The following is a 25,125-nucleotide window of genomic DNA, read 5'->3' as shown; positions in this document are numbered from 1 at the left end:
AAAACTGGCATGGCACCCTGATCCGCCACATGCTTTTGCTGATCACCGGCTGCCTGCTGGTTGGGCTGGTCAGCGGCTATTACGGCTGGAGTCTGGCAGTCGGCATCGCGCTGTACCTGGGCTGGACCCTCAAGCAACTGCTGCGCCTGCACGAATGGCTACGCCAGCATAAACCCGATGAGGCACCACCCGATGGCTACGGCCTGTGGGGCGAGGTGTTCGACAGCATCTACCACCTGCAACGTCGCGACCAGCGTGTGCGCGGCCGCCTGCAAGCGGTGATCGACCGGGTGCAGGAGTCCACCGCCGCGCTCAAGGACGCGGTGATCATGCTCGACAGCGACGGCAACCTGGAATGGTGGAACCGCGCCGCCGAGACCCTGCTGGGCCTCAAGACCCCCCAGGACAGCGGCCAGCCAGTGACCAATCTGGTGCGCCACCCGCGCTTCAAGGAGTACTTCGAACAGGAGAACTACGAAGAAGCCCTGGAAATCCCCTCGCCCACCAATGACCGCGTACGCATCCAGCTGTACCTGACGCGCTACGGCAATAATGAACACCTGATGCTGGTGCGCGATGTCACCCGCATCCACCAGCTGGAGCAGATGCGCAAGGACTTCGTCGCCAACGTCTCCCACGAGTTGCGTACACCGCTGACGGTGATCTGCGGCTACCTGGAGACGCTGCTGGACAACGTCGACGAGATCAACCCACGCTGGAGCCGGGCCCTGCAGCAAATGCAGCAGCAAGGCTCGCGCATGCAGACCCTGCTCAACGACCTGCTGTTGCTGGCCAAGCTGGAAGCCACCGATTATCCGTCGGATAACCAGCCGGTGGCCGTGCAAAGCCTGTTGCAGACCATCAAGAACGACGCCCAGGCCCTCTCCGGCCAACGCGGGCAGCAGATCAGCCTGGAAGCCGACCCGGCCGTGCTGCTCAAGGGCAGCGAAGGCGAGTTGCGCAGCGCGTTTTCCAACCTGGTGTTCAACGCCGTGAAGTACACCCAGGACAAAGGCAATATCCGCATCCGCTGGTGGGCCGACGAACAAGGTGCGCATTTGAGCGTGCAGGACTCCGGCATCGGTATCGACGCCAAGCACCTGCCGCGCCTGACCGAGCGCTTCTACCGTGTCGACTCCAGCCGCAATTCCAACACCGGTGGCACCGGGCTCGGCCTGGCGATCGTCAAGCACGTGCTGCTGCGCCACCGCGCACGCCTGGAAATCAGCAGCGTGCTGGGACATGGCAGCACGTTTACCTGCCATTTTCCGCCGGCTCAGGTGGCGCGCTCGCGAGCCCTCGGCAACGACAACTAAACCAAAGACACCACGGGCCTACATGTGGGAGGGGGCTTGCCCCCGATGGCGGCGGGTCAGATATGAATGTGCTGCCTGACATACTGCCATCGGGGGCAAGCCCCCTCCCACAGTGGACCGGTGTTGTTTTAGAGAGTGCATTCCAGGCCCCGCCCGGCAGTGGGCACTAGGCAAGCGCCCCGTCAGCCGCTACATTGGCCGACTTGCGCCTGCCTTTCAGGCCCGCCTGCCACCCCTTACTGAACATACGGAACCTGCAAAACCCCATCATGGACCCTTCCCCTGGTATCACCCTCGCGACACTCTTCGCCGACTTCGGCATGATTCTTTTTGCTCTGATCCTGGTACTGCTCAACGGCTTCTTCGTTGCGGCGGAGTTCGCCATGGTCAAACTGCGCGCCACCCGGGTCGAGGCCATCGCCCACAAGAACGGCTGGCGCGGGCAGATCCTGCGCACCGTACACAGCCAGCTCGACGCCTACCTGTCGGCGTGCCAGCTGGGCATCACCCTCGCCTCCCTGGGCCTGGGCTGGGTCGGTGAACCGGCCTTCGCGCACATCCTCGAGCCACTGCTGGGCGCCGTGGGCGTCGAGTCGCCGGAAGTGATCAAGGGCGTGTCGTTCTTTGCGGCGTTCTTCGTGATCTCCTACCTGCACATCGTGGTCGGCGAACTGGCACCCAAGTCCTGGGCGATTCGCAAGCCCGAGCTGCTGTCGCTGTGGACGGCGGTGCCGCTGTACCTGTTCTACTGGGCCATGTACCCGGCGATCTACCTGCTCAACGCCAGCGCCAACGCCATCCTGCGCATTGCCGGCCAGGGCGAGCCTGGCCCGCACCATGAACACCATTACAGCCGCGAAGAACTCAAGCTGATCCTGCACTCCAGCCGTGGCCAGGACCCGAGCGACCAGGGCATGCGCGTACTGGCCTCCGCCGTGGAAATGGGCGAGCTGGAAGTGGTGGACTGGGCCAACTCCCGGGAAGACCTGGTGACCCTGGACTTCAACGCGCCGCTCAAGGAAATCCTTGCGCTGTTCCGTCGCCACAAGTTCAGCCGTTACCCGGTATATGACGCGGTACGCAACGAATTCGTGGGCCTGTTGCACATCAAGGACCTGCTGCTGGAACTGGCGGCCCTGGACCACATCCCCGAGTCGTTCAACCTGGCCGAGCTGACCCGCCCGCTGGAGCGTGTGTCGCGGCACATGCCGTTGTCGCAGCTGCTGGAACAGTTCCGCAAAGGCGGCGCGCACTTCGCCCTGGTGGAAGAAGCCGACGGCAAGATCATCGGCTACCTCACCATGGAAGACGTGCTGGAAGTGCTGGTGGGCGATATCCAGGACGAACACCGCAAGGCCGAGCGCGGCATCCTGGCCTATCAGCCGGGCAAGCTGCTGGTGCGTGGCGACACGCCGCTGTTCAAGGTGGAGCGCCTGCTGGGCGTGGACCTGGACCACATCGAAGCCGAAACCCTGGCCGGCCTGATCTATGACACCCTCAAGCGGGTGCCCGAGGAGGAAGAAGTGCTGGAGGTTGAAGGCTTGCGCATCATCATCAAGAAGATGAAAGGGCCGAAGATCGTACTGGCCAAGGTGCTGTTGCTGGATTGACCGTCAATTGCCCAATGCAAAATTGGGCAATGCACCGACCGGCTGATTGAACTCATATGGGATCGAGACCAGCCCCGCCCCGGTAACGCGCTGCACCACAAAATGCAGATGCGGCCCGCTGCTGTTGCCGGTATTGCCCGACAACGCCAGCGGGCTCCCCACCGCTACATGCTGCCCGACCCGGACGCTGACCGAACCTTGCTTGAGGTGCAGGTACACGCCCTCGGTGCCGTCGTCGTGGCGCACCCTCACGAAATTCCCCGACGCATCACTGCCCCGCCCGGTCTGCTCGTTCTCGGTTTTCACCACCATCCCGCTGCGCGCCGCAATGATTGGCGTGCCTTCGGGCATGGCGATATCCATGGCGTAGCGGCTCTTACTATCGGTATGGCTGAAGGTGCCGTTGGGGCCTTGGGTCAGACGAAACGGACCGCCACGCCAGGGCAAGGGGTAGCGGTAGGCCTGAGGCGGGTAGCGGGCCGGAGGCCTGTCGATTATCGGCCGTTCAAGCTTGCGCTCCCGGATCACAAATACCTGGGCGCCCGGCGTATACCGGTCGCTGATAAACACCAGGCCATTGGCATCGACGGATTTGTAGAGGGTCATGGCCTGGGTCGACACGGCGACCGTTGCCAACCCGCAGCACAGCAAGAAGCGCATAAGCATGGCGTAAACCTGCCGGGATGACTGAGCGGCAGGTTAGCGCGGTTTGATGACAACTTCAGGCAGGCAGCCCGTTGAAACAAATATCCACGTTCATTTGGGCGGCCGCCGACAAATTGACCAAGGCATCCAGGGAGAGTTTGTCGATCTTGCCGGTGAGAACGTCGTTAAGTCGGGGCTGACTGATCCCCAGTCTTTGCGCCGCATCTTTTTGAGAAAGCTCCCAGCGACGAATGGTTTGGCACAGCTCCAAAAGCAATTTTGAACGCAGCCGCATATTGGCGGCTTGCTGGGGTGTGTCTTCCAGAGCATCCCAGACACAACTGAAACGCTCGCCGTAATCTTTTTGATTCGTCATGGGCTCACCCTAACTCCTGCAATCTGGCACGAGCCAGCTCGATATCACGCCCTTCGGTTTTTTGTGTGGTCTTGCGCAGCGCGTGCAACACATAGATGGCCTCTGGCCGGTTGACCACATAAAACACCCGAAAAGCGCCCGACTCTTCAGTGATCCGGATCTCGCTGACGCCCCTCCCAATGGTCTTCATCGGCTTGCAGTCAAAGGGTTGCTCACCGTGCTGCAAGAGATCCAACTGAAACCCCACTGCCCTCCGGGCATCGAGCGGAAACGCTTTGAGATCCTTGAGCGAGCTTCCTAGAAACACCACATCCTTGTGCCTTGGCATTGGCTTCTCCTTTCATGGAAAGAAAAAGCGTAATCGACGATTCGGCCAAGGAACGTGGAGGTTTGTTTCAAGGCATAGCAAAGCCTCGCTGACACCGAAGCGTTACCGAAAGCCTATATCGAAACAGATATAAATCAAGGCACGTACCGGGAATCAGACAGTCGGTCGATTCCCGGCACTCAGGGAATCACGCACCCGGCACAAAATGCTTCTGCGCCGTGCCACGTGCGATCAGGCGGGAGATGTAGTCGAGCTTCTGCGCATCCTGGTCAATAAACCGGAACGTCAGCTGCAGCCAATCGCTGTCCGGCTTCGGTTCGAAGGCGACGATGGCGTGCAGGTAGCCATTGAGGCGGGCCACTTCGGCGTTTTCGCCTTGCTCCAGGTCGAGCACGGCGCTTTCCAGTACCTGGGGCAGGACTTCACCGCGACGCACCACCAGCAGCGCTTCCTTGATGCTCAGCGCCTTGATCACGCATTGCTGGGTGCCACTGGACAGGCGCAATTGGCCCTGGCCACGACCGCCAGCCGGCGCAGCCGCTACCGGCGCCTGCACCGGTGGGCTGTTGAGCAACCCTTTGTTAGGCGCAGGAGCGGCAGCCGCAACGGGAGCCGCACGCGCCACTTCGGGTTTGCCGCCGGTCAGGGCGCTCAAGGAATCGTTGCCGAAAGCCGAGTTCATCTTGGTCGGCGCGCTGGCGACCAGGGCGTCGAGGCGACCGATCTTGTGCAGGGCCTGCTTGACCTTGTTCAGCAACTGCTCGTTGGTAAACGGTTTGCTGACGTAGCCGGAAACCCCGGCCTGGATAGCCTGGACTACGTTCTCCTTGTCGCCACGGCTGGTGACCATCACGAACGGCATGGCTTTGAGGTGAGGCTGCTCGCGGCACCAGGTCAACAGCTCAAGGCCGGACATCTCTGGCATTTCCCAGTCGCACAGCACCAGGTCGAAGGTCTCGCGCATCAGGATGGCCTGGGCCTTTTTGCCGTTCACCGCATCTTCAAGCTTGATCCCGGGGAAGTAGTTGCGCAGGCACTTCTTCACCAGGTCGCGGATAAACGAGGCGTCATCCACCACCAACACACTGACTTTACTCATCGACCCTTCATCCTATAAAAACTTCGGCACGCAAGACGCCTGACTGATGGCATTTTGCCAAAAACTCTGCAGTCACGTTGGGACTTTCTTGTGCCCCCTCGCTGAAAAATTCGGGCCCGCAAACAAAAACGCCCGACCAAAGGCCGGGCGTTAATTTCTCGGGCAACCTTACTTATCGTCAGGTACGCCCGGAACATTAGGGATTTGATCGACTGAACCTTCAACTTCGGCCTTCATGCGCTTGAGGCCCATGTGCCGCACGTCGGTGCCGCGCACCAGGTAAATCACCAGTTCGGAGATATTGCGCGCATGGTCGCCAATCCGCTCCAGGGAGCGCAGCACCCATATAATGCTCAAGACCCGCGAGATAGAGCGCGGGTCTTCCATCATGTAGGTGGCCAGCTCACGCAGCGCAGTCTTGTACTCACGGTCGATGACCTTGTCGTACTGGGCCACCGACAGTGCCAGTTCGGCGTCGAAGCGGGCAAAGGCGTCGAGCGCATCGCGCACCATGTTGCGCACCTGGTCGCCGATGTGGCGCACTTCCACGTAACCGCGCGGCGCTTCGCCTTCTTCGCACAACTGGATGGCGCGTCGGGCGATCTTGGTGGCTTCGTCGCCGATGCGCTCCAGGTCGATCACCGATTTGGAGATGCTGATGATCAACCGCAGGTCGGACGCCGCCGGCTGGCGACGGGCGAGAATGCGCAGGCATTCTTCGTCGATATTGCGTTCCATCTGGTTGATCTGGTCATCGATCTCACGCACTTGCTGGGCCAGGCCCGAGTCGGCCTCGATCAGCGCGGTGACCGCATCGTTGACTTGCTTCTCCACCAGCCCGCCCATCGCCAGGAGGTGGCTGCGCACTTCCTCGAGCTCGGCGTTGAACTGCGCGGAGATGTGGTGGGTAAGGCCTTCTTTGCTAATCATGTTGGCGTCCTTGGAGCGTCCGGTAAGGTGCGGATAACCGCAGCGTCAGTGCAATCAGAACCACAGCTTCCTAGCCGTAGCGACCGGTGATGTAGTCTTCGGTCTGCTTCTTCGCCGGATTGGTGAACAGGGTATCGGTGTCGCCGAATTCCACCAGCTTGCCCATGTACATGAACGCGGTGTAGTCGGAAACCCGCGCCGCCTGTTGCATGTTGTGGGTCACGATAACGATGGTGAACTTGGACTTGAGCTCGTAGATCAGTTCTTCGACTTTCAGCGTCGAGATCGGGTCGAGAGCCGAGCAGGGTTCGTCGAGCAGCAACACTTCCGGCTCCACGGCGATTGTGCGAGCGATCACCAGACGCTGTTGCTGGCCGCCGGACAGACCGAGGGCCGAGTCGTGCAGGCGGTCCTTCACTTCGTCCCACAGCGCCGCGCCTTTCAAGGCCCACTCGACCGCTTCGTCGAGGATGCGCTTCTTGTTGATGCCCTGGATACGCAGGCCGTAGACCACGTTTTCGTAGATGGTCTTGGGGAACGGGTTGGGCTTCTGGAACACCATGCCCACGCGCCGACGCAGCTCGGCCACATCTTCGCCCTTGCGGTAAATGTTGGTGCCGTAGAGGTTGATGGCACCGTCCACACGGCAACCGTCCACCAGGTCGTTCATGCGGTTGAAGGTACGCAGCAGCGTGGACTTGCCGCAGCCCGACGGGCCGATGAAGGCGGTCACGCGCTGCTTGGGAATGTTCATGCTGACGTCGAACAGCGCCTGTTTTTCACCGTAGTACAGGCTCAGGCCCGGCACTTCGATGGCCACGGTTTCCTGGGCCAGGCTCAGGCTCTGCTTGTCGCGACCCAGGGCAGACATGTTGATGCCGTGAGTGTGGGTGTCTTGTTGCATGGGATGCTCCCTGTGCTACCAATTCATTGTGTGTGGGAGGGGGCTTGCCCCCTCCCACATTGAAAAGCTTTAGCTGTCCAACGCTTTGTATTTTTCGCGCAGGTGGTTACGGATCCACACTGCCGACAAGTTGAGCGTGGCGATCACCAGCACCAGCAGCAACGCGGTGGCGTACACCAGCGGCCGGGCGGCTTCGACGTTGGGGCTCTGGAAGCCGACGTCATAGATGTGGAAGCCCAGGTGCATGATCTTCTGGTCCAGATGCAGGTACGGGTAGTTGCCGTCCAGCGGCAACGACGGCGCCAGTTTCACCACGCCCACCAGCATCAGCGGCGCCACCTCGCCGGCGGCGCGGGCCACGGCGAGGATCATGCCGGTCATCATTGCCGGGCTGGCCATCGGCAGCACGATCTTCCACAGCGTTTCCGCCTTGGTCGCACCCAGTGCCAGGGAGCCTTCACGCACAGTGCGAGGAATTCGCGCCAAGCCTTCTTCCGTGGCCACGATCACCACCGGCACCGCCAGCAGCGCCAGGGTCAGCGAGGCCCACAACAGGCCCGGCGTGCCGAACGTCGGCGCCGGCAGGGCTTCGGCAAAGAACAGCCGGTCAACCGAGCCACCCAATACATACACGAAGAAGCCCAGGCCGAACACGCCGTAGACGATGGCTGGTACGCCGGCCAAGTTGTTCACGGCGATACGGATGACGCGGGTCAGGGTGTTCTGCTTGGCGTATTCACGCAGGTATACCGCCGCCAGCACGCCGAACGGGGTCACGATCATCGCCATGATCAGGGTCATCATCACGGTGCCGAAGATGGCCGGGAAGATCCCGCCTTCGGTGTTGGCTTCCCGTGGGTCATCGCTGAGGAATTCCCAGACCTTGCTGAAGTAGAAGCCGATCTTGGTGATCGTACCCATGGCGTTCGGCTGGTAGGCGTGCACCACTTTGCCGATGCCGATTTCCACTTCCTTGCCGTTGCCGTCGCGAGCGGTCAGCGCGTCGCGGTTGAACTGGGCGTGCAGGTCGGCCAGGCGGGCTTCGATGTCTTGGTAACGGGCATTCAGCTCGGCGCGGTCGGCATCCATGTCGGCCTGGGCGGCGGCGTCGAGCTTGCCTTCCAGCTCCAGTTTGCGGCCGTGCAGGCGGATGCGCTCCAAACCGGCGTTGATCGCGCCGATGTCGGATTTTTCCAGGGTTTTGAGTTGAGCGGCCAGCTTGTTGACGCGGTCCACACGGGCCTGCAGCTCCGGCCATGCGGCCTCGCCTTCGGCGATGACTTTACCGTCCTGCTTAACGTTGACCAGGGTGCCGTAGAAATTACCCCACTCACGGCGCTCGATGGTCATCAGGTTCGCCGGCGTGGTCTGGTCCTTGAGCCACTCGCCGACGATCCAGGTGAAGTCGTTGCCGTTCAGGTCACGGTTTCCGACCTTGATCAGCTCGCGGGTCATGAACTCAGGGCCCTGGTCCGGCACCGGCAGGCCAGCGCTTTTCAGGCGTTCGCGGGGCACTTCTTCCTTCTGCACCACTTCGCCGATGACGATATGATTTTCCTGGCCCGGCACGTTGTAGTTGGCCTGGATCAGGTCGGCCGGCCAGAAATGGCCCAGGCCACGCACGGCAATCACAGCCAGCAGACCAATGGTCATGATGACCGCGATGGACACCGCGCCACCACTGATCCAGACGCCGGGGGCGCCGCTCTTGAACCATCCATTCAGGGAGTTCTGTTTCACAGACTTCTACCTTTCTTAAAGCGACGAGTATTTCTTGCGCAGACGCTGACGGATCAGCTCGGCGAGGGTGTTCATGATGAAGGTGAACAGCAGCAGCACCAGCGCCGAGAGGAACAGCACGCGGTAGTGACTGCCGCCCACTTCCGACTCGGGCATTTCCACGGCGACGTTGGCCGCAAGCGTTCGCAGGCCTTCGAACAGGTTCATCTCCATCACCGGGGTGTTACCGGTGGCCATCAACACGATCATGGTCTCGCCTACCGCACGGCCCATGCCGATCATCAGTGCCGAGAAAATGCCCGGGCTGGCGGTGAGGATGACCACGCGGGTCATGGTCTGCCACGGCGTGGCGCCCAGGGCCAGGGAACCCAGGGTCAGGCCGCGCGGTACGCTGAACACGGCGTCTTCGGCGATGGAGTAGATGTTCGGGATCACCGCGAAACCCATGGCCAGGCCGACCACCAGGGCGTTGCGCTGGTCGTAGGTGATGCCCAGGTCGTGGGAGATCCACATGCGCATATCGCCGCCGAAGAACCAGGTTTCCAGGTACGGGCTCATGTACAGCGAGAGCCAGCCCACGAACAGGATCACCGGGATCAGGATCGCGCTTTCCCAGCCATCCGGTACGCGCAGGCGCAGGGACTCAGGCAGGCGGCTGAAGATGAAGCCGGCCACCAGGATTCCGATCGGCAACAGCATCAACAGGCTGAAAATGCCCGGTAGATGCCCTTCCACATACGGCGCCAGGAACAGGCCGGCGAAGAAGCCGAGGATCACCGTCGGCATCGCCTCCATCAATTCGATCACCGGCTTGACCTTGCGGCGCAGGCTCGGGGCCATGAAGTAGGCGGTGTAGATCGCGGCGGCAACGGCCAGTGGCGCGGCCAGCAACATGGCGTAGAACGCGGCCTTCAAGGTGCCGAAGGTCAACGGGGCCAGGCTCATCTTGGGTTCGAAGTCGGTGTTGGCGGCGGTCGACTGCCAGACGTATTTAGGCTCGTCGTAGTTTTCGTACCAGACCTTGCTCCACAACGCGCTCCAAGACACTTCCGGGTGCGGGTTGTCGAGCATCAGCGGCTGCAGCTTGCCGCCCGCCTCCACGATCACGCGGTTGGCCCGTGGCGACATGCCGTACACGCCTTGGCCGTCGACCACCGGGTCCACCAGCAGGGTGCGGTGGGCAGTGCTGTGGAATACGCCGAACTGGCCGGACGCGTCGAGGGCGGTGAAGCCCTTGCGGCGCTCTTCGGCGGAAATTTCCACGATAGGCGTGGTGCCCATCTGAAAGGTACGGATCTGCTTGAGCCGCTGTTCACCATCCGGGTCGCGGGCCATGAACCACTGGGCCAGGCCGCCCTTGGAGTTACCGATGATCAGCGAGATGCCGCCCACCAGCTGCGTGCTCGCGGTGACTTCGGCAGTCCCGTCTTCCAGCAGTTTGTAGCGACCATTGAGGCTCTTGTCGCGCAGGCTGAACACATCGGCCAAGGCACGGCCGTTGATCACATACAGCCATTGCTGGCGCGGGTCGATGAAAATTGCCTTCACCGGCTCGGTCATCTGTGGCAGCTCGATGCGCTTCTGCTCGCTGGTAACTTCGCCGGTCATCATGTTTTCTTCGCGGCTCAGGGACAGCACATTCAAGTGCGAACCCGCGGAGCCTGCCACCACCAGGGACGAATCCGTGGCGTTGAGGGCCACGTGTTCCAGCGGGCGGCCGGCGTCATCCAGAACGATCGGCGTTTCACCGTAGGGGTATTCGATCGCCGGCGTGATGGTTTTCTTGCCGTCCGGGTAGGACACCTTATAGGTGTGGCGGAACACCAGGGACTGGCCATTGGATAGACCGAGGATCACCAGCGGGCTGCCGGGCTGGTCTTCACCGATAGAAGCAACGCTGGTGCCGGCGGGCAGGGGCAGGTCGACACGCGTGAGCTCGGCACCGGTCTCGACATTGAAGAACAGCGCCTGGCCCTTGTCGGAAACCCGCATGGCGACCTGGTTCTGTTCTTCGAGGGAGATCATCAGCGGCTTGCCCGCGTCCTGGATCCAGGCCGGGGTCAGTGCGTCTTCCTTGGTCAATGAGGCGCCTTGAAACAGTGGCGCGACGACGTAGGCCAGGAAGAAGAAAATCAGGGTGATGGCGCCGAGGACGGCGAGGCCGCCGACCAGCACGTACCAACGGGTCAGGCGATCCTTGAGCGCGCGAATGCGGCGCTTGCGTTGCAACTCAGGCGTATTGAAGTCAATGCGCTTGGGGGGAGAAGTCGTCGTCATGGTGGAATTGGCCAGATCATTCATGCGCACACCCTAGCGATCCTGTATGACAGAAAGATGACAGTGCAGTGACGCAACAAATCCGCCGCGAAGCATGGCTGGCAGCGGACTAGAAAATTCGGATGCGGAGCCGGCAGGCCGGCCCCGCAGAGGCAATCAGTTGCCTTCTTTCAGACCCAGGTCAGCCAGGGCCTTGGCGGCGACTTTGGCTGGCAGTGGGATGTAGCCGTCTTTCACTACAACTTCCTGGCCTTGTTTGGACAGCACCAGTTTCACGAACTCGGCTTCCAGCGGGGCCAGAGGCTTGTTCGGCGCTTTGTTGACGTACACGTAGAGGAAACGCGACAACGGGTATTTGCCGTTCAGGGCGTTTTCTTCGCTGTCTTCGACGAAGTCAGTGCTGCCTTTCTTGGCCAGAGCCACGGTCTTCACGCTGGCAGTCTTGTAGCCGATGCCCGAGTAACCGATGCCGTTCAGCGAAGAGCTGATCGACTGCACGACCGAAGCCGAGCCTGGTTGTTCGTTCACGTTTGGCTTGTAGTCGCCTTTGCACAGGGCTTCTTCCTTGAAGTAGCCGTAGGTGCCGGACACCGAGTTACGACCGAACAGTTGCACCGGCTTGTTGGCCAGGTCGCCGGTCACGCCCAGATCACCCCAGGTTTTCACGTCGGCTTTGCCACCGCACAGGCGAGTCGAGGAGAAGATCGCGTCGACTTGTTCCATGGTCAGGTGCTGGATCGGGTTGTCCTTGTGCACGAACACGGCCAGGGCATCCACCGCAACCGGAATAGCGGTTGGCTTGTAACCGTACTTCTGCTCGAAGGCAGCCAGTTCGGTGTCCTTCATCTTGCGGCTCATCGGGCCCAGGTTGGAGGTGCCTTCGGTCAGCGCAGGTGGCGCGGTGGCCGAGCCGGCAGCTTGAATCTGGATGTTGACGTTCGGGTATTCCTTTTTGTAACCCTCGGCCCACAGGGTCATCAGGTTAGCCAGGGTATCGGAACCAACGCTGGACAGGTTGCCCGACACACCAGTGGTCTTCACGTACGCCGGGATTGCCGGATCAACACCAGCGGCCACCGCGTTGGCGGTCGCAACGCCAGCAGCGACAAAAGTCATTGCCGCCATCAAACGTTTCAGTTTCATGCCTTGCTCCTAGCAGATAGGGATAATTGGATCGGGGCCAAGTATCGGGAGGCCGTGTGAACACTCTATGTCTGTAATGTGACAATTAGATGAAAGGCCACTACTCAACGACGCCACGGAAAGCGCGCAGGCACGAGGCCTGGGAGGGAGAGATTGAGGCTTGGAAATACGTTGAAACGTGATCGTTCCCAGGGCCGGGAACGATCATCATCCATGGCTTAGCGCGAACGCTTCCACAAATACCCACCCACCACCATCCCCATCACACACAGGGCGGCAACGTAGTAGGCCGGACCCAGCGGGCTTTCCTTCATCAGCAGCGATACCGCCAGCGGCGTCAGCCCGCCGAATACGGCGTAGGCCACGTTGTAAGAGAACGACAGGCCGCTGAAACGCACCACGGGCGGGAAGGCCTTGACCATCACGTAGGGCACCACGCCGATGGTGCCCACGAACAGACCGGTCAGGGTGTACAGCGGGAACAGCCAGTCAGGATGGTTGAAGAGGCTGTGATAGAGCGTCCAGGATGTGGCCAGCAACAGCGCACAACCGATCACCAGTACCCGGCCGGCACCGAAGCGATCAGCCAGGGCGCCGGAGGCGATGCAGCCCAGGCTCAGGGTGACGATGGCCAGGCTGTTGGCCTGTAATGCCACGGTCGGGCTGAAGTGATAGAGGGTCTGCAGCACGGTCGGGGTCATCAGGATCACCACCACCACGCCGGCCGACAGCAACCAGGTCAGCAACATCGACAAGACGATGGCGCCACGGTGGTCGCGCAGCACCGCGCGCAACGGCAACTCGGCGGCCAGTGCCTTGCGCTGCTGCATCTCGGCGAAGATCGGCGTTTCATGCAGCCAGCGGCGCAGGTACACCGACAACAGGCCGAACACACCGCCCAGCAGGAACGGGATACGCCAGGCGTAATCCGAGACTTGCTCCGGGCTGTAAATAGTATTGATGGCGGTGGCCACCAGCGATCCCAGCAGGATCCCGGCGGTCAGGCCGCTGGTCAGGGTGCCGCAGGCGTAACCGATATGCCGTGGCGGTACGTGTTCGGAGACGAACACCCAGGCGCCGGGTACTTCGCCGCCAATGGCCGCGCCCTGGATGATGCGCATCAGCAGCAACAGGATCGGCGCCCACAGGCCGATCTGCGCGTAAGTTGGCAGCAGGCCCATGATCAGGGTGGGCACGGCCATCATGAAGATGCTCAGGGTGAACATCTTCTTGCGGCCCAGCAGGTCGCCGAAGTGCGCCATGATGATGCCGCCCAGGGGGCGCGCGAGGTAACCGGCGGCAAAGATGCCGAAGGTCTGCATCATGCGCAGCCATTCGGGCATGTCGAGCGGGAAGAAGAGTTTTCCGACCACGGTGGCGAAAAACACGAAAATGATGAAGTCATAAAACTCCAACGCCCCGCCCAAGGCAGACAGCGACAGGGTTTTGTAGTCGTTGCGGGTCAGCGGGCGCGAAGGTTGCGCACTGCTTGCGGGCACGGAGGACATGGCAAGGCTTCTCTTATAGTAGTCGGGACGGCAAGCCCGGGACTTGCGGCAGGCATGGCAAGATAGCAAATCGCTCGCAAAAGCACAGCGGTGAGCGAATAACCGTTCAACCGCGCGAATTATTCCGCTTTCCTGAGCGTTATCTGCGCACAGAAGCACAGTTGCCGGAAAAAGCCGCAATACAGCCGCGAATTGCCGACCAAATGAACGCCCAGAGGTCGTCGTGGCGACAACGTGTCGATATACTCGGCCCTTGCAAGCGCAAGACCCCCAGTCTTGAGGGGCTGCTGTGCCAAACCGTCGTTGGAAGCCGTCCAGCCGATTTGGCAGAGCTTCCCTTTAGTACGCCTTACGAGAAACGCATCACGCGGAGTATGTTGGTGCTGAAACGTTTTTCCATAAGACGGCTATCCACTTGAAATACCCATGAAGCGTTACGGGTCAGAGGCACCCTTGGCATGATCGAACTCGAACAAGAAGATCCTATCCCGCAAGGCGATCTCGCCCTGCAAATCACCGCCCTGCCGCGTGAAACCAACGGTTTTGGCGACATTTTCGGCGGCTGGCTGGTCGCACAGATGGACCTGGCCGGCACCGCGATGGCAAGCAAGGTCGCGGGCGGGCGTGTAGCCACCGTGGCCATTGATCGCATGGCGTTCCTGGTGCCGGTCGCCGTGGGCGCGCAGCTCTCCTTCTATACCCAGGCCCTGGAAATCGGTCGCAGCTCGATCCAGATGATGGTCGAAGTGTGGAGCGACGACCCGCTGTCCAGCGAATGGCGCAAGGTGACCGAGGCGGTGTTCGTGTTCGTCGCCATCGATGGCAGTGGCCGCACGCGTTCGGTGCCGTCGCGCGCACGTTAAACCTCACCGGGTTTTGACGGTCAATTGCCCCATTGCCTGCCATGAAGAGTGCTTTGTTATGCCGACACCCCACGTTGAAACCGTGAAAATCGACGAGTTGGACTGCTGGCGCATCCGTCACAACGGCGCCGAACTGATGGTGGCCCGACAGGGCGCACATATCTTCAGTTACCAGCGCGACGGCGAGCAGCCGCTGATCTGGCCGAACCCCGAAGCGGTGTTCAAGCAGGGCAAAGGCATCCGCACCGGCGTGCCGGTATGTTGGCCGTGGTTTGGCGTGTTCGACCGTAACCCGCAGAGCGTCAAGGCGATGCGCCAAAGCGATCAGCCAGCCGGCGCCCATGGTTTCGTGCGCACAGCGCTGTGGGAATTGGCCGCGAGCGCGCTTGAAGGTGAGGCACTGCGGGTGGACTTGGTACTGCCAGTTCCAACAGGCGGCTTTCCTGGCTGGCCCCACGAGGTCGATCTTAAACTGAGCCTGTTGCTGGACGATCAGTTGCACGTCCACCTGACCAGCCATAACCGTGGCAACGATACCGTGACCCTCAGCCAGGCACTGCACACCTATTTTGCGGTGAGCGACGTACGCAAGGTGCACGTCGAGGGACTGGACGGAGCGGCGTATATCGATACCGCTGACAACTGGGCAACGAAGCAGCAAGCCGGGTTGCTGCATTTCACCGGCGAGACTGACCGTATCTACCTCGATACGCCTGCACAGCTGAGTATTGTCGATAAAGATTGGCAGCGCCGTATCCAGCTCACTGCCGAGGGCTCGACGTCAACGGTGATCTGGAACCCCTGGACCGAACGTGCCAAGGCGTTTGATGACATGGCTGACGATGGCTGGACGGGCATGTTGTGCATCGAGACAGCCAATGTGCTGGATGATGTGGTGAGTCTGGCACCCGGTGAAAGCCACACCTTGGGCGTGAGCATCAGCGCTGTCGCCCTGTAAGAACGCCAATCACAATGTGGGAGGGGGCTTGCCCCCTCCCACATTGGTTATATGTTGCCCTTTAAAGATCGGATTCCTTGACCACGCGTACTTTTCCGGCATCCAGCGCATACGCCGCATCCGCCAGATCGTTGTTCACCTTCTCCACCTTCAACGTGCCGGTGACCCACAGCGGCGTATAGATATCATCCAGCTTCAAGCCCTTGGGATAACGCACCAGCACCAACTGGTTAGGCGGTGGTGGCGGCACATGGATACATGCGCCCGGATACGGTACGAGGAAGAACAAGGTGCTGCGGCCCTTGGCGTCGGTCTCCAACGGCACCGGATAACCGCCGATGCGGATGTTCTTGCCATTCATGGCCGCCACGGTCTTGGTTGAATACATCACCGCCGGCAAGCCTTTGCTCTGCTTCAGGCCACCCTTGTCGGTGAACGTGCCTTGGGCCTCTGGCGAGTTGTGGTCGATCTCGGGCATGGCTTCGAGCGCTTTTTGATCCGACAACGGCATCAGGTCGAGCCAGTCGGTTTCCGGCAGTTCGCCGGCGTGCGCCAGGCCAGGGCCCAGCAGGAGGAGTATCAACAAAAGACGGCGCATGGAGAGGCTCGGCAAGTACAGGTGGCGAGCATTCTAGCCCTCCGCGCCTGCGCAGCGCAGAGGGCTTCGTCGCTTAGATCATTTCTTTTTCAGCAGGCCGTAGATCACCAGCAGCACGATGGCGCCAATCAGCGCGCCGAGGAAGCCTGCGCCCTGGCCTGCCTGGTAGATGCCCAGGGCCTGGCCACCGTAAGTGGCGACCAACGAACCCGCGATGCCCAGCAGGATGGTCATGATCCAGCCCATGCTGTCGTCGCCTGGTTTCAGGAAACGCGCGAGTAGGCCGACGATCAAGCCGATAAAAATGGTTCCAATGATACCCATGGCATTTCCCTCTGAATGTAGGTGAGCTATGCCAAAGCCTAGTCAGGCTTTGGCATCCTGCAATCAGAGGACGGCGGTCGCCGAATGGTTCCCGCCGCTCCCTGGCTTATTGCTCGGCGATCAACGCTTCGACCTTGAGGATCTGCGCTTGCAGCGTCGCACGGTCCTTGCAGCGCAGGTTGGCGTGGCCAACCTTGCGCCCAGCCTTGAAGGCCTTGCCATAGTGATGCAGATGGCAGTCGTCGATGGCGATGACTTTTTCCACGGGCGGCACCACACCAATGAAGTTGAGCATGGCGCTCTCACCGACCTTGGCCGTGGAACCCAACGGCAAGCCCGCCACCGCCCGCAGGTGGTTTTCGAACTGGCTGCACTCGGCGCCTTCGGTGGTCCAGTGCCCGGAGTTGTGCACGCGCGGGGCGATTTCGTTGGCCTTGAGGCCACCGTCGACTTCAAAGAACTCGAACGCCATCACGCCGACGTAATCCAGCTGCTTGAGTACACGGCTGGAATAGTCTTCGGCCAGCGCTTGCAACGGGTGGTCGGTGCTGGCCACGGACAGCTTGAGGATGCCGCTGTCATGGGTGTTGTGTACCAATGGGTAGAAGCGGGTTTCGCCATCACGGGCACGCACGGCGATCAGCGAGACTTCACCGGTGAACGGCACGAAGCCTTCCAACAGGCAGGCAACGCTGCCCAGCTCGGCGAAGGTGCCGACCACATCGGCGGCGGTGCGCAGGACTTTCTGGCCCTTGCCGTCGTAACCCAGGGTGCGGGTTTTCAGCACGGCGGGCAGGCCGATACTGGCGACGGCGGCATCCAGGTCCGCCTGGGACTGGATATCGGCGAAGGCCGGGGTCGGAATGCCCAGGTCCTTGAACATGCTTTTCTCGAACCAGCGGTCACGGGCGATGCGCAGGGCTTCGGCGCTCGGGTATACCGGCACGAATTGCGACAGGAACGCCACGGTTTCAGCCGGAACGCTTTCGAACTCGAAGGTCACCAGGTCGACTTCGTCGGCCAGCTGGCGCAGGTGGTCCGGGTCGCTGTAGTCAGCGCGCAGGTGTTCGCCCAGGGCTGCCGCGCAGGCGTCCGGCGCCGGGTCCAGGAAAGCGAAGTTCATTCCCAGCGGGGTGCCCGCCAGGGCCAGCATGCGGCCCAGTTGGCCGCCACCGATTACACCGATTTTCATCGTCAACAACCTCAGGCGATGCGTGGGTCTGGATTGTCCAGCACGCTGTCTGTCTGCTCAGCACGGAATTTTTTCAGCACCGCATGGAATTGCGGGTGCTTGGCGCCCAGGATACTGGCGGACAGCAGGGCGGCGTTGATCGCGCCGGCCTTGCCGATCGCCAGGGTCGCCACCGGGATACCGGCCGGCATCTGCACGATGGACAACAGCGAATCCACGCCCGAGAGCATCGCCGACTGCACCGGCACGCCGAGTACCGGCAGGTGGGTCTTGGCCGCACACATGCCGGGCAGGTGCGCTGCACCGCCGGCACCGGCGATGATCACCTCGATGCCACGGGATTCTGCTTCATCGGCATACTGGAACAGCAAATCCGGAGTGCGGTGGGCGGAGACCACTTTCACTTCGTAGGGAATGCCGAGTTTTTCCAGCATATCGGCGGTGTGGCTAAGGGTGGACCAATCGGACTTGGAGCCCATGATCACGCCAACCAATGCACTCATCGTCGTGCCTCTTCTCTCTGGGCGCCCACAGGCGCGTCAAAAAACAACAAGCCACGCGGGAAATCCGGCGTGGCTTGGTGTACGAATTAAGGCCGGTTGGACCGGCCGAAGGCCGCGCAGTATACCGTAATAATCCAGATAAACAGCCCCTGGGATGACCATCTGTCTAGCGGTGCAAAGTGGCGGTTTTATTGACCTTGAAGTCAGTCCAAGGCACCACGAAACCTTGTGCGAAGGGGCTCAAGTATTCTGCGCCGCCCCGCCTTCGAGCTTGCGCCACAACAACCGCACATTCGCCTTGCGTACCAAGGCACAGCGGTACAGCCGAATCTCCAGCGGCACATGCCATTGCGGCCCGCCGCAGACCACCAGCTCACCACGCGCCAGCTCGGCACGCACGCTCAACTGCGGCACCCAGGCAATGCCCAGGCCTTCCAGGGCCATGCTCTTGAGGCTGTCGGCCATGGCGGTTTCGTACACCGTGGTGAAGCGCAGCGCACGCTGGCGCAGCAGCAAATTCACCGAGCGACCGAGAAACGCGCCGGCGCTGTAGGCCAGCAACGGGACGCTGCCGTCGCCTTCCAGGTCGAACATCGGTTTGCCATCGGCATCGGCGGCACACACCGGGAGCATTTCGGTGTTGCCCAGGTGCAGCGACGGGAAGATTTCCGAATCCATCTGCATCGCGGCGTCCGGGTCGTAGAACGCCAGCATCAGGTCACAACCGCCTTCGCGCAGCGCATGCACGGCGTCGCCGACGTTGGTGGCCACCAGCCGCGTGGCGATGTTCAGGCCTTCGTTGCGCAATTGCGCGATCCAGCGCGGGAAGAAGCCTAGGGCCAGGGAGTGCGCCGCAGCCACTTGCATGACCTCACCCTGCCCGCCTTCCAGGTGATGCAAATGGCGCAGCACTTCACCGAGCTGTTCGACCACTGTACGCGCCGTGACCAGGAACAACTGGCCCGCCGCCGTCAGCTCCACCGGCGTGCGCGAGCGGTTGACCAGGGTCAGGCCCAGGGCCGCCTCCAGGCTGCGGATGCGTCGGCTGAACGCCGGCTGGGTGACGAAGCGCCGCTCCGCCGCCTGGGAAAAACTGCGGGTCGCCGCCAAGGCGCTGAAGTCTTCCAGCCATTTGCTCTCAAGGTTCATTGCTGCCTCCCGTGGGTACGCACCATTTTGGCACACACGCCCGCCATGATAACCGGGTCACACTCACATTATGCCGTTTGTGCATAGGCCAGTGCTTAACAGCATTGGCCCAAAAAGTTCTACAAGCCTAGCATTCGCAGCGTTCCGGCCAGTTCCGGGTCCATATCGAGATGATTTCCGTCATGTCCTCCGCTGCATCTTTCCGTACCGAAAAAGACCTGCTTGGCGTACTCGAAGTACCGGCTCAAGCGTATTACGGCATCCAGACCCTGCGAGCGGTGAACAACTTCCGCCTCTCGGGCGTTCCGATTTCGCATTACCCGAAATTGGTGGTCGGTCTGGCAATGGTCAAGCAAGCGGCGGCTGACGCCAACCGCGAGTTGGGCCAGCTCAGCGAAGCCAAGCACGCTGCCATCAGCGAAGCCTGTGCCCGTCTGATCCGCGGCGATTTCCACGAAGAGTTCGTGGTGGACATGATTCAAGGCGGCGCCGGCACTTCAACCAACATGAATGCCAACGAAGTCATCGCCAACATCGCGTTGGAGGCCATGGGCCACAAGAAGGGCGAGTACCAGTACCTGCACCCCAACAACGACGTGAACATGGCGCAGTCGACCAACGACGCCTACCCGACCGCGATCCGCCTGGGTCTGCTGCTGGGCCATGACGCGCTGCTGGCCAGCCTCGACAGCCTGATCCAGGCCTTCGCCGCCAAGGGCGAAGAATTCAGCCACGTACTGAAAATGGGCCGCACCCAGTTGCAAGACGCCGTGCCGATGACCCTGGGCCAGGAATTCCGCGCCTTCGCCACCACCCTGGGTGAAGACCTGGCACGCCTGAAAACCCTGGCGCCTGAGCTGCTGACCGAAGTAAACCTGGGCGGCACCGCCATCGGTACCGGCATCAACGCCGACCCGCGCTACCAGGCCCTGGCCGTACAGCGCCTGGCGGTGATCAGCGGCCAGCCGGTTGTTCCAGCCGCCGACCTGATCGAAGCCACCTCCGACATGGGCGCCTTCGTGCTGTTCTCCGGCATGCTCAAGCGTACTGCGGTGAAGCTGTCGAAGATCTGCAACGACCTGCGCCTGCTGTCCAGCGGCCCACGCACCGGCATCAACGAGATCAACCTGCCGGCCCGCCAGCCGGGCAGCTCGATCATGCCCGGCAAGGTCAACCCGGTGATCCCGGAAGCCGTGAACCAGGTGGCGTTCCAGGTCATCGGTAACGATCTGGCCCTGACCATGGCGGCCGAAGGCGGCCAACTGCAACTGAACGTGATGGAGCCGCTGATCGCCTTCAAGATCTTCGACTCGATCCGCCTGCTGCAACGTGCCATGGACATGCTGCGCGAGCACTGCATCGTCGGCATCACCGCCAACGAAGCCCGCTGCCGCGAACTGGTGGAGCACTCCATCGGCCTGGTTACCGCGCTGAACCCGTACATCGGCTATGAAAACGCCACCCGCATCGCCCGTATCGCCCTCGAAAGCGGCCGTGGCGTGCTGGAACTGGTGCGCGAAGAAGGCTTGCTCGACGACGCCATGCTCGACGACATCCTGCGCCCCGAAAACATGATTGCTCCACGCTTGGTCCCGCTGAAGGCCTAAGCGTTTGTTGCACCGCTCACCAGGCTGAGGGACTAGACACCTCTCACCTTTTGAGGGCCTGAAGGCTCGTTCTTCAGGCCCTTTTTTTTGCCCCGAGGTTGTGAAATGAAGCCTATAAAAACGCCAATATCGCTCTGCAGGCCCACCGCCCAGCTGAAACCTTTAATCGCCCCGAGCAGACGGATCACGTTCGCCTAGGTATAGTGCCGCCCCTCTTCGCGTCAGAGATCGTCGGTAACGAGGTCCTGTGCAGCGCGAAACCGCATGAATAACAACACCCGCAAAAGGATTGGGGTCGAACGTCGTGCACTGCCTGGTGCTGAGCGATAGCGTCGAACCGTCCTGCGTTTGCCATTAGAAAAATCAGCGAGGAACACTCCATGCTCGAAGTCATCAACGACTTCCTCTCAGGGAAAGTACTGATCGTGCTCATTGTCGGGCTCGGCGGTTATTTCACGATTCGCTCGCGTTTCGTACAACTGCGTCACTTCTTCCACATGTTTTCGGTGTTTCGCGACAGCCTGAAAAACAGCTCCGACCAGCTCAGCTCCTTCCAGGCGCTGATGCTCAGCCTGGCCGGTCGCGTGGGTGCCGGTAACATTGCCGGTGTCGGTATTGCCGTGACACTGGGTGGCCCGGGCGCCGTGTTCTGGATGTGGGTCACCGCACTGGTGGGCATGTCATCGAGCTTTATCGAGTGCTCCCTCGGCCAGCTGTACAAGCGCACCGACGCGGAAGGCACCTTCCGTGGCGGCCCGGCCTACTACATCCAGCACGGTTTGCAGAAGCGCTGGCTGGGCATGGTCATGGCGTTCCTGTTGCTGGTGACCTTCGGTTTTGCTTTCAACGGCCTGCAAGCCCACGCCGTGACCCACTCGCTGAACAACGCCTTTGGCCTGGACACCACCTACACCGGCCTGGCGCTGGCGGTACTGCTGGGCCTGGTGTTCATCGGCGGGATCAAGCGCATCGCCTCGATTGCCGACCTGCTGGTGCCGGTCAAGACCCTGGTCTACATCGCCGTGACTCTCTATGTAATCGTGCTGCAATTCGACCATGTGCCGGCCATGCTCGCGACCATCGTCAAGAGCGCCTTCGGCCTCGACCAGGCCTTCGGGGGCCTGGTGGGCAGCGCGATCATCATGGGTGTGAAGCGCGGCGTGTTCGCCAACGAAGCCGGCCTGGGCAGTGCGCCTAACGTGGCGGCGGTGGCGTCGGTCGAACACCCGATCGCCCAGGGCGTGGTGCAGGCGTTCAGCGTGTTCCTCGATACCTTCGTGATCTGCACCTGTACCGCGTTGCTGATCCTGCTCTCCGGCTTCTACACCCCGGGCTTCGAAGGCGACGGCATTGCCCTGACCCAGAACTCCCTGGCGGCGGTGGTGGGCGACTGGGGCCGCATGTTCATCTCGGTGGCCCTGGCGTTGTTCGTGTTCACCTCGATCATGTACAACTACTACCTGGGCGAGAGCAACCTGCGCTTCCTGGTAGGCAACAACCGCAAGGTGCTGATGGGCTACCGCGCCCTGGTGCTGGTGCTGATTTTCTGGGGTTCCATCGAGAACCTGAGCACCGTGTTCGCCTTCGCCGACATCACCATGACCCTGCTCGCGTTCGTCAACCTGTTCGCCCTGGCGTTCCTGTTCAAGATCGCCATGCGCATCCTCAACGACTACGACAACCAGCGCGCCGCAGGCATCAAGACCCCGGTATTCGATTCCAGCCAGTTCCCTGACCTGGACCTGGACCGCAAGGCCTGGCCAGCCAACCCGGTCAAGCCTGAGCCAGACGCTCAAACTACCGCTGAACTGAACGCTCAAGCGCAACGCTGAGTGTAGAGAGATGACACGCCGCCCGGCCTTGGGCATGCTCTGGGCCCGGCGGCGTTTTTCGTTCAGGAGAAAATTCGATGTCCCCAGCTAACAACGTGATGGTGCTCTACACCGGTGGCACTATCGGCATGCAGGCCAGCGCCAACGGCCTGGCGCCCGCTTCAGGTTTTGAGGCGCGTATGCGCGAACAGCTTGCCGACGCGCAACTGCCCGCATGGCGCTTCCAGGAAATGTCGCCGCTGATCGACAGCGCCAACATGACCCCCGTCTACTGGCAGCGCCTGCACGCCGCCGTGGTTGAGGCGGTGGACGCCGGCTGCGACGCCGTACTGATCCTGCACGGCACTGACACGCTGGCCTACAGTGCCGCCGCCATGAGCTTCCAACTGCTCGGCCTGCCGGCGCCGGTGGTGTTCACCGGCTCCATGCTACCCGCCGGCGTGCCCGACAGCGATGCCTGGGAAAACGTCAGCGGTGCCTTGGCGGCGCTGGGCGAAGGCCTGGCGCCGGGCGTGCAGTTGTTCTTCCACGGTGCGCTGATGGCGCCGACCCGCTGCGCGAAAATCCGCAGTTTCGGTCGCCACCCGTTTGCTGCCCTGCAGCGCAATGGCGGCGTCGCCCAGGCCGAAATGATCCCGGCCGCCCTGCATTACCGTCAGCCCAAAGCCGTGGCCAACGTCGGTGTGCTGCCGCTGGTGCCGGGTATTGCCGCCGGGCAACTGGATGCACTGATCGACAGCGGCATTCAGGCGTTGGTGCTGGAATGCTTCGGCAGCGGCACCGGGCCGAGCGACAACCCGGCGTTCCTGGCCAGCCTCCAACGCGCGCACGATCAAGACGTTGTGGTGGTGGCGATCACCCAATGCCATGAAGGCGGTGTGGAGCTGGATGTGTACGAAGCGGGCAGCCGTTTGCGCGGCGTCGGCGTGTTGTCCGGTGGCGGCATGACCCGCGAAGCGGTGTTCGGCAAGCTCAATGCACTGCTCGGTGCGGGGCTCGAGACCGCCGAGGTTCGTCGCCTGGTGGAACTCGACCTGTGTGGCGAGCTGAGCTGACCGGCCTGTAACTTGCTTCCCTTCCAGCCATCCCCTGGCTGGAAGTCCCCTATGCTGCACTCCCACCTGACCACTCTCAACGCCGTGTCCCTGGTGCTTAACGCTTTCAAGGCCGAAGGCTTGCCGGCCCAGGAACTGCTGGCTGGCAGCGGCATCTGCGCGGCGGACTTGAGCCGCGCCGACACGCGCATCACCACCAACCAGGAGATGCGCGTGTGTGCCAATGCCGTAGCGCGGCGTCGGGATATCGGCCTGGAACTGGGCCGGCAGATGCATGTATCGGCCTATGGCATGCTCGGCTATGCCCTGCTCACCAGTGCCACCTTTGGTGACGCCTTGCGCCTGGCGCTGCACTACCCGGCGCTGTTGGGAACACTTTTCGAGCTGAGCCTGGAGGAAGATGGCCAGCGCGTCTGGTTCACCGCCCGTGATTATCGCGAAGACCCGACGCTTGAGATGTTCAATGTCGAATTGTGCCTGGCCTCGCTGAAGGTCATCTGCGACGACCTGCTGAGCCAGCCGCTGCCACTGCTCGCCGCACGCTTCGAGTACGACGCCCCGGACTACTGCGCGCGTTATACCGAAAGCTTCCCTTGCCCGTTGCAGTTCCAGGCCACCGCCAACGCGTTTGCCTTCGACCGGCACTGGCTCGAACAGCCACTGCCGCTGGCAGACACCGTCACCCACCACGCCATGGCCGAGCGCTGCCGCAAGCAGAACCTGGAGTTCACCGGGCGCCAGGCCTGGCTGGGCAGGATTCGCCAGTTGCTCACCGCGCAACTCAACGCCGCGCCGGGCCTGGAAGGCCTGGCCATGCAGATGAACTGCTCGGCGCGCACCCTGCGCCGGCATTTGCACGACCAGGGTTGCAGCTACCAGGAGCTGTTGGACGAGTTGCGCTTCGAGCGCGCCAAGCAACTGCTGGCGGAGGACCAGTGGCCGATCTACCGGATTGCCGAGGCCTTGGGGTTCAGCGAAACAGCGAGTTTCCGGCATGCATTTGTGCGCTGGAGCGGCGTAGCACCGAGCCAATTTCGAGCATGATGCGCCATTGAGGGGCGAATTACGGACAGACACTTTGGCCATATTCATCCCCTTTTGGCCGCTCCTGCCGTTCTCTTGAACCGCGCCCACCGCAAGACTGCATGCACCGACCCAGCCTGCGGAG

23 protein-coding genes are annotated in these 25,125 nt (G+C 61.8%); 8 read left to right on the top strand and 15 right to left on the bottom strand.

Annotated elements, in window-relative coordinates; translation table 11 throughout:
- Positions 1-29: 29 nt before the first annotated feature.
- Both phoR and BM026_RS01155 read left to right on the top strand, forming a co-directional pair.
- Positions 30-1,316 carry a phosphate regulon sensor histidine kinase PhoR gene (gene phoR, locus BM026_RS01160; protein WP_219731685.1) on the top strand — a complete coding sequence of 429 codons (1,287 nt, stop codon included), beginning with the start codon at positions 30-32 and terminating at the stop codon, positions 1,314-1,316.
- A gap of 269 nt (positions 1,317-1,585) precedes the next feature.
- Positions 1,586-2,926 carry a hemolysin family protein gene (locus BM026_RS01155; RefSeq protein WP_010207573.1) on the top strand — a complete coding sequence of 447 codons (1,341 nt, stop codon included), beginning with the start codon at positions 1,586-1,588 and terminating at the stop codon, positions 2,924-2,926.
- A gap of 3 nt (positions 2,927-2,929) precedes the next feature.
- Here BM026_RS01155 and BM026_RS01150 read toward each other — a convergent pair whose 3' ends face one another.
- From BM026_RS01150 to BM026_RS01105, 10 genes are all read right to left on the bottom strand, one after another.
- Positions 2,930-3,592 (bottom strand): M23 family metallopeptidase, encoded by a 663-nt coding sequence (locus tag BM026_RS01150; protein ID WP_092241622.1) that lies wholly within the window; start codon positions 3,590-3,592, stop codon positions 2,930-2,932.
- A gap of 55 nt (positions 3,593-3,647) precedes the next feature.
- Positions 3,648-3,947 (bottom strand): helix-turn-helix domain-containing protein, encoded by a 300-nt coding sequence (locus BM026_RS01145; RefSeq protein ID WP_092241620.1) that lies wholly within the window; start codon positions 3,945-3,947, stop codon positions 3,648-3,650.
- A 4-nt stretch (positions 3,948-3,951) separates the two neighbouring features.
- On the bottom strand, positions 3,952-4,275 hold the full coding sequence (locus BM026_RS01140) for a type II toxin-antitoxin system RelE/ParE family toxin (RefSeq protein WP_092241617.1): 324 nt from the start codon (positions 4,273-4,275) through the stop codon (positions 3,952-3,954).
- 187 nt (positions 4,276-4,462) lie between these two features.
- Positions 4,463-5,374 carry a response regulator gene (locus BM026_RS01135; RefSeq protein ID WP_092241615.1) on the bottom strand — a complete coding sequence of 304 codons (912 nt, stop codon included), beginning with the start codon at positions 5,372-5,374 and terminating at the stop codon, positions 4,463-4,465.
- Between the two features lie 168 nt (positions 5,375-5,542).
- On the bottom strand, positions 5,543-6,304 hold the full coding sequence (gene phoU / locus BM026_RS01130) for a phosphate signaling complex protein PhoU (RefSeq protein WP_058424288.1): 762 nt from the start codon (positions 6,302-6,304) through the stop codon (positions 5,543-5,545).
- A gap of 70 nt (positions 6,305-6,374) precedes the next feature.
- Entirely contained in the window at positions 6,375-7,208 is an 834-nt protein-coding gene (pstB, locus tag BM026_RS01125; protein ID WP_025856391.1) for a phosphate ABC transporter ATP-binding protein PstB, read from the bottom strand.
- A 69-nt stretch (positions 7,209-7,277) separates the two neighbouring features.
- A complete protein-coding gene (pstA, locus tag BM026_RS01120; protein WP_071490822.1) occupies positions 7,278-8,948 on the bottom strand; it encodes a phosphate ABC transporter permease PstA in 1,671 nt (556 codons plus the stop codon).
- 15 nt (positions 8,949-8,963) lie between these two features.
- Positions 8,964-10,997, bottom strand: a complete 2,034-nt coding sequence (locus BM026_RS01115) for an ABC transporter permease subunit (RefSeq protein ID WP_172963318.1) — start codon at positions 10,995-10,997, stop codon at positions 8,964-8,966.
- 384 nt (positions 10,998-11,381) lie between these two features.
- A complete protein-coding gene (locus BM026_RS01110; RefSeq protein WP_092241611.1) occupies positions 11,382-12,368 on the bottom strand; it encodes a phosphate ABC transporter substrate-binding protein PstS in 987 nt (328 codons plus the stop codon).
- A 218-nt stretch (positions 12,369-12,586) separates the two neighbouring features.
- The gene (locus BM026_RS01105; protein ID WP_093120318.1) at positions 12,587-13,876 is read right to left on the bottom strand and encodes an MFS transporter; all 1,290 of its coding nucleotides are present in this window, start codon (positions 13,874-13,876) and stop codon (positions 12,587-12,589) included.
- Positions 13,877-14,334: 458 nt separating this feature from the next.
- On the opposite strand from BM026_RS01105, the gene BM026_RS01100 reads away from it, so the two are divergent.
- Positions 14,335-14,739, top strand: a complete 405-nt coding sequence (locus BM026_RS01100; protein ID WP_003176975.1) for an acyl-CoA thioesterase — start codon at positions 14,335-14,337, stop codon at positions 14,737-14,739.
- Between the two features lie 58 nt (positions 14,740-14,797).
- On the top strand, positions 14,798-15,697 hold the full coding sequence (locus BM026_RS01095; RefSeq protein WP_093514218.1) for a D-hexose-6-phosphate mutarotase: 900 nt from the start codon (positions 14,798-14,800) through the stop codon (positions 15,695-15,697).
- Between the two features lie 61 nt (positions 15,698-15,758).
- Here the strand turns inward: BM026_RS01095 and BM026_RS01090 are convergent, their stop codons facing one another.
- From BM026_RS01090 to BM026_RS01070, 5 genes are all read right to left on the bottom strand, one after another.
- Positions 15,759-16,295 (bottom strand): DUF3299 domain-containing protein, encoded by a 537-nt coding sequence (locus BM026_RS01090; protein WP_071490826.1) that lies wholly within the window; start codon positions 16,293-16,295, stop codon positions 15,759-15,761.
- A 78-nt stretch (positions 16,296-16,373) separates the two neighbouring features.
- Positions 16,374-16,619 carry a GlsB/YeaQ/YmgE family stress response membrane protein gene (locus BM026_RS01085; RefSeq protein ID WP_058424295.1) on the bottom strand — a complete coding sequence of 82 codons (246 nt, stop codon included), beginning with the start codon at positions 16,617-16,619 and terminating at the stop codon, positions 16,374-16,376.
- A 106-nt stretch (positions 16,620-16,725) separates the two neighbouring features.
- Positions 16,726-17,811 carry a 5-(carboxyamino)imidazole ribonucleotide synthase gene (locus BM026_RS01080; protein WP_015886586.1) on the bottom strand — a complete coding sequence of 362 codons (1,086 nt, stop codon included), beginning with the start codon at positions 17,809-17,811 and terminating at the stop codon, positions 16,726-16,728.
- An 11-nt stretch (positions 17,812-17,822) separates the two neighbouring features.
- On the bottom strand, positions 17,823-18,314 hold the full coding sequence (purE, locus tag BM026_RS01075; protein WP_003176980.1) for a 5-(carboxyamino)imidazole ribonucleotide mutase: 492 nt from the start codon (positions 18,312-18,314) through the stop codon (positions 17,823-17,825).
- A gap of 240 nt (positions 18,315-18,554) precedes the next feature.
- The gene (locus tag BM026_RS01070) at positions 18,555-19,463 is read right to left on the bottom strand and encodes a LysR substrate-binding domain-containing protein (protein ID WP_093514219.1); all 909 of its coding nucleotides are present in this window, start codon (positions 19,461-19,463) and stop codon (positions 18,555-18,557) included.
- Between the two features lie 182 nt (positions 19,464-19,645).
- Between BM026_RS01070 and aspA the strand changes: the two genes are divergently transcribed.
- The 4 genes from aspA (at position 19,646) to BM026_RS01050 (ending at position 25,001) form a co-directional block, all read left to right on the top strand.
- On the top strand, positions 19,646-21,070 hold the full coding sequence (gene aspA / locus BM026_RS01065) for an aspartate ammonia-lyase (protein WP_071490829.1): 1,425 nt from the start codon (positions 19,646-19,648) through the stop codon (positions 21,068-21,070).
- Between the two features lie 380 nt (positions 21,071-21,450).
- On the top strand, positions 21,451-22,902 hold the full coding sequence (locus BM026_RS01060; protein WP_093120311.1) for an alanine/glycine:cation symporter family protein: 1,452 nt from the start codon (positions 21,451-21,453) through the stop codon (positions 22,900-22,902).
- Between the two features lie 77 nt (positions 22,903-22,979).
- Complete coding sequence (locus BM026_RS01055; RefSeq protein WP_093527149.1) at positions 22,980-23,957, top strand: asparaginase; 978 nt, start codon at positions 22,980-22,982, stop codon at positions 23,955-23,957.
- Positions 23,958-24,008: 51 nt separating this feature from the next.
- Entirely contained in the window at positions 24,009-25,001 is a 993-nt protein-coding gene (locus BM026_RS01050) for an AraC family transcriptional regulator (protein ID WP_093527147.1), read from the top strand.
- Positions 25,002-25,125: the final 124 nt, after the last annotated feature.

Origin of the sequence: Pseudomonas sp. NFPP24, assembly GCF_900112095.1 — a bacterium.
Taxonomy (GTDB): domain Bacteria; phylum Pseudomonadota; class Gammaproteobacteria; order Pseudomonadales; family Pseudomonadaceae; genus Aquipseudomonas; species Aquipseudomonas extremorientalis.
The sequence above is the reverse complement of the archived record's forward strand: the minus strand, read 5'-3'. Positions and strand labels throughout refer to the sequence as shown.

Excerpts from the sequence above, each read along its gene's own strand:
- BM026_RS01100 (WP_003176975.1), top strand. The coding sequence starts at position 14,335 with ATGATCGAACTCGAACAAGAAGATCCTATCCCGCAAGGCGATCTCGCC.
- BM026_RS01055 (WP_093527149.1), top strand. The coding sequence starts at position 22,980 with ATGTCCCCAGCTAACAACGTGATGGTGCTCTACACCGGTGGCACTATC.
- BM026_RS01070 (WP_093514219.1), bottom strand. The coding sequence starts at position 19,463 with ATGAACCTTGAGAGCAAATGGCTGGAAGACTTCAGCGCCTTGGCGGCG.
- BM026_RS01095 (WP_093514218.1), top strand. The coding sequence starts at position 14,798 with ATGCCGACACCCCACGTTGAAACCGTGAAAATCGACGAGTTGGACTGC.
- BM026_RS01135 (WP_092241615.1), bottom strand. The coding sequence starts at position 5,374 with ATGAGTAAAGTCAGTGTGTTGGTGGTGGATGACGCCTCGTTTATCCGC.
- BM026_RS01090 (WP_071490826.1), bottom strand. The coding sequence starts at position 16,295 with ATGCGCCGTCTTTTGTTGATACTCCTCCTGCTGGGCCCTGGCCTGGCG.
- BM026_RS01110 (WP_092241611.1), bottom strand. The coding sequence starts at position 12,368 with ATGAAACTGAAACGTTTGATGGCGGCAATGACTTTTGTCGCTGCTGGC.
- purE (WP_003176980.1), bottom strand. The coding sequence starts at position 18,314 with ATGAGTGCATTGGTTGGCGTGATCATGGGCTCCAAGTCCGATTGGTCC.
- phoR (WP_219731685.1), top strand. The coding sequence starts at position 30 with ATGCTTTTGCTGATCACCGGCTGCCTGCTGGTTGGGCTGGTCAGCGGC.
- BM026_RS01150 (WP_092241622.1), bottom strand. The coding sequence starts at position 3,592 with ATGCTTATGCGCTTCTTGCTGTGCTGCGGGTTGGCAACGGTCGCCGTG.
- BM026_RS01060 (WP_093120311.1), top strand. The coding sequence starts at position 21,451 with ATGCTCGAAGTCATCAACGACTTCCTCTCAGGGAAAGTACTGATCGTG.
- phoU (WP_058424288.1), bottom strand. The coding sequence starts at position 6,304 with ATGATTAGCAAAGAAGGCCTTACCCACCACATCTCCGCGCAGTTCAAC.
- BM026_RS01050 (WP_093527147.1), top strand. The coding sequence starts at position 24,009 with ATGCTGCACTCCCACCTGACCACTCTCAACGCCGTGTCCCTGGTGCTT.
- BM026_RS01085 (WP_058424295.1), bottom strand. The coding sequence starts at position 16,619 with ATGGGTATCATTGGAACCATTTTTATCGGCTTGATCGTCGGCCTACTC.
- BM026_RS01105 (WP_093120318.1), bottom strand. The coding sequence starts at position 13,876 with ATGTCCTCCGTGCCCGCAAGCAGTGCGCAACCTTCGCGCCCGCTGACC.
- BM026_RS01080 (WP_015886586.1), bottom strand. The coding sequence starts at position 17,811 with ATGAAAATCGGTGTAATCGGTGGCGGCCAACTGGGCCGCATGCTGGCC.
- BM026_RS01155 (WP_010207573.1), top strand. The coding sequence starts at position 1,586 with ATGGACCCTTCCCCTGGTATCACCCTCGCGACACTCTTCGCCGACTTC.
- aspA (WP_071490829.1), top strand. The coding sequence starts at position 19,646 with ATGTCCTCCGCTGCATCTTTCCGTACCGAAAAAGACCTGCTTGGCGTA.
- pstB (WP_025856391.1), bottom strand. The coding sequence starts at position 7,208 with ATGCAACAAGACACCCACACTCACGGCATCAACATGTCTGCCCTGGGT.
- BM026_RS01140 (WP_092241617.1), bottom strand. The coding sequence starts at position 4,275 with ATGCCAAGGCACAAGGATGTGGTGTTTCTAGGAAGCTCGCTCAAGGAT.
- BM026_RS01145 (WP_092241620.1), bottom strand. The coding sequence starts at position 3,947 with ATGACGAATCAAAAAGATTACGGCGAGCGTTTCAGTTGTGTCTGGGAT.